Raw genomic sequence first — 3,288 nt, 5'->3', positions numbered from 1 at the left:
CCGGCGATCCGGGCCAGGCCGGTGGCGAGGTCGCGGGCCGGGCGGGCCGTGCCGCTGCCGATGTTGAGGACGGCGGGCAGCGGCCCGGGCGCCGTCACGGCGCGGACGACGGCGTCCGCGACGTCGCGGGCGTCGACGAAGTCCCGGTGGGCGGAGAGGTCCCCGGTGCGGATCCGGCCGTCCGGGCCGGCGCGCCGCAGCTCCTCGGCCAGCCGTCCGGCGAGGGACCCGGCGGGGGCGCCGGGGCCGACGGGGTTGAACACGCGCAGGACGACGGCGTCCAGTCCGGATCCGGTCACGGCGAGGGTGCCGGCGAGTTTGGCGGCCCCGTACAGGCCGACGGGCCGGGCGGGGCCGGTCTCGGTGAGGGGCCGTTCGCCGTCGGCGGGCCCGTACTCGGCGGCCGAGCCGAGGTGGACCAGGCGGGCGCCGGGGGCGGCCTCGCGCAGTGCCTCGCACAGCGCGGCCGGACCGCGGGCGTTGACGGCGGTGAGGGTGGTGGCGCTGCCGGCGACCGCGCCCGCGCAGTTGACGACGGCGTCGGGGGCTGCCTCGCGCAGCGCCGCGGCCAGGGCGGCCGGGTCGGCGGTGGCGAGGTCGACGGCCGGGCCGGCGCCCGGCCGGCGGCCGGCGTCGAGCACCCGCGCGCCGGGAAGGGCGCGCAGACACGCGACGGCGTGGCCGCCGAGGAAGCCGGTGGCGCCCAGCAGGAGGATGCGCATGCGGGCCGGTCACGCTCCCTTGATGAGCAGATCGCGGTGGACGGGGAACTCGGCGTTGGCCCGGTCGTAGTCGTCGGGGCGGCCGATGTCGAGCCAGTAGCCGTCGAACTCGTAGGCGTGGGGCGGGGTGTCGTCGCGGAGCATGTCGAGGACCAGCTCGTCGAAGCCGAGCGGCAGTCCGGGAGTGTAGCGGGCCAGGGCGCCGCGGGTGACGCCGTAGACGCCCATGGAGACCCGGTAGTCCATGCTGGGCTTCTCGGCGAAGCCGACGACCCGGCCGGAATCGGTGGTCAGCACGCCGAAGTCGATCCGCACCTTGCGCACATAGGTGGCGATGGTCAGCGGGGCGGCGGAGGCGATGTGCTCGCGCAGTACGGCGCCGAAGTCGAGGTCGGTGAGGATGTCGCCGTTCATGACGAGGAAGTGCTCGGGGAGCCGGTCGAGCATGGTGAGCAGCGGGCCCATCGTGCCCAGCGGGCTCTCCTCGGAGGTGTAGTCGACCTTGATGCCCCATTGGGAGCCGTCGCCGACGTAGGCGCGGATGATATGGCCGAGGTGGCCGATGGCCAGGGTGCAGCTGGTGAATCCGGCGCCGGCGAGCTGGCGCATGACGATCTCGAGGATGGCGTGCTGGTCGCCGATGGGCACCAGGGGTTTGGGCAGCGCGGTGGTGTACGGCCGCAGCCGCACGCCCTTGCCTCCGGCCAGGATGACTGCGTGCATGGTGCCGTCCTCTCTGCGTGGGTTCGGGGGATCGCGTGGGGACCGGTGCGGCGTCAGACGTTGTAGATGCCGGTCTTGTAGCGGGCGAGGTTCGCCGGGTCGCGGAAGAAGTCGACGGTGTGGCCCAGCCCCTCCTGGAGGGTGTGGGCGGGGGCCCAGCCGGTGGCGGCACGCAGCCGGCCGGCGTCGCAGACCAGCCGCATGACCTCGGAGTTGGCCGGCCGGACGCGCTCGGCGTCGGAGCGGATCTCCAGGTCGGCGTCCATGAGCTTGCCGATGAGGGCGACGAGGTCGCCGACGGAGATCTCCTCGCCGGTGCCGGAGTTGAAGGTGCGGCCGACGACCTGGTCGGCGGGTGCGGTGCCGACGGCGAGGAAGGCGGCCACGGTGTCCTTGACGTAGCTGAAGTCCCGGGTGGGCCGCAGATCGCCGAGGGTGATGGTCCGCTGCCCGGCGGCGACCTGGCCGATGACGGTGGGGATGACGGCACGCATGGACTGGCGGGGGCCGAAGGTGTTGAAGGGGCGCAGCGTGACCACGGGGAGCCCGAAGCTGGCGTGGTAGCTGTCGGCCAGCCGGTCGCCGCCGGCCTTGGACGCGGCATAGGGGGACTGGGTGTTGATGGGGTGGTCCTCGGTGATGGGCACCGTCTGCGCCGTGCCGTAGGTCTCGCTCGTGGAGGTGTGGACCAGCCGGGGGATGCCCAGGTGCCGTACGGCCTCCAGCACGTTGAGGGTGCCGGTGACATTGGTCTCGACGTAGCTGTGGGGGGCCCGGTAGGAGTACGGGATGGCGATCAGCGCGGCCAGGTGGTAGACGGTCTCGGCGCCGGTGACCAGGCCCTGGACGGAGCCGGGGTCGCGGACGTCGCCGAGGACGACCTCGACCCGGTCCATCACCTCGGCGGGCAGCGTCTCCAGCCAGCCGAAGGACGAGAAGGAGTTGTACTGGACCATGGCGCGGACCCGGTGGCCCTCGGCGACGAGCGCCTCGACCAGGTGCGAGCCGATGAAGCCCTCCGCGCCGGTGACGGCGGCGAGTGCGGGTGCGGGTGCGGGCATGCGAGGTCTCCTTGTGTGCGTGAGGTACGTGGTGCGTGTGACGACGGTGTCGTCGTGACGGGGCGTGCGGTCAGCGGTGCGTGGTGACGCGGCCGAGCAGGGCGGCGGCGACGGCCAGCAGCACCACCGCCGCGCCAGTACAGATGACGAGCTGGTCGGTGGTCGGCGCGGCCGTGGGCGCGGCGAGCGCGGCGGTCTCGGCACCGGCGGCGGCGAGGCACAGCAGCGCGGGGGTCCAGGCGACTCCGTACGCCTGGAGCAGCAGCCCGGTCCACAGCACCGTGCCGAGGGCGAGGAGGGCCAGGACGGCGGGGGCGGTGGGGTCCGGGCCGCCGGGCCACAGGAGTTCGGTGGCCAGGGTGAGCACGGTGAGGGCGGCGAGGTAGCCGGTGACGCACAGGGCGAGCACCCGGGCCGCGCGCAGCAGCATGCCGGCGCGGGTGGTCGCGCGCCGCAGCGAGGCCAGCGCCAGGCCCCGGCAGCGGTAGAGCAGCCATTCGGCGGCGCCCATGCTCAGGGTGAGCGCGATGACGGCCGGGCCGGCGGCGGCCGCGCCGCTCTCGTGCCGCAGTACCCCGCCCAGTGCGGCGATGGTGGTCAGTACGCCGCAGCCGAGGCCGAACAGGCCGTAGGGGAGGGAGGCGGCCGGCGAGAGCGGCGGCGCATCCGGTGCGGGCTCGGTCCGGCGGGCGCGAAGGATCTCGTGGACCGCCGCGCCGAGTGCCCCGGCGGCGGTCGCGAGGAGCAGGGCCGGTCCCACGGCGGCCGGCGGCCGGGCGGCG

3 protein-coding genes and 1 pseudogene are annotated in these 3,288 nt (G+C 74.7%); all 4 read right to left on the bottom strand.

The features are described 5' to 3' along the window. Positions 1–722 (bottom strand): NAD-dependent epimerase/dehydratase family protein (locus AB0K09_RS31710; RefSeq protein WP_366068843.1); only part of this gene is annotated, 722 nt, incomplete at its 3' end. 9 nt (positions 723–731) lie between these two features. Next, a complete protein-coding gene (locus AB0K09_RS31705; RefSeq protein WP_366068842.1) occupies positions 732–1,445 on the bottom strand; it encodes a nucleotidyltransferase family protein in 714 nt (237 codons plus the stop codon). Between the two features lie 53 nt (positions 1,446–1,498). Next, positions 1,499–2,506 carry an SDR family NAD(P)-dependent oxidoreductase gene (locus AB0K09_RS31700; RefSeq protein ID WP_366068841.1) on the bottom strand — a complete coding sequence of 336 codons (1,008 nt, stop codon included), beginning with the start codon at positions 2,504–2,506 and terminating at the stop codon, positions 1,499–1,501. Between the two features lie 70 nt (positions 2,507–2,576). Further along, positions 2,577–3,288 (bottom strand): annotated as a pseudogene (locus AB0K09_RS31695) (hypothetical protein); the annotation flags it as partial.

This window comes from Streptomyces sp. NPDC049577, assembly GCF_040675635.1.
Taxonomy (GTDB): Bacteria; Actinomycetota; Actinomycetes; order Streptomycetales; family Streptomycetaceae; genus Streptomyces.
Note: the sequence above shows the minus strand (reverse complement) of the source record. Positions and strands in the feature narration are given on the sequence as shown.

What these genes read in the sequence shown, in the direction of transcription:
- AB0K09_RS31705 (WP_366068842.1), bottom strand. Translation starts at nt 1,445, where the DNA reads ATGCACGCAGTCATCCTGGCCGGAGGCAAGGGCGTGCGGCTGCGGCCG.
- AB0K09_RS31700 (WP_366068841.1), bottom strand. Translation starts at nt 2,506, where the DNA reads ATGCCCGCACCCGCACCCGCACTCGCCGCCGTCACCGGCGCGGAGGGC.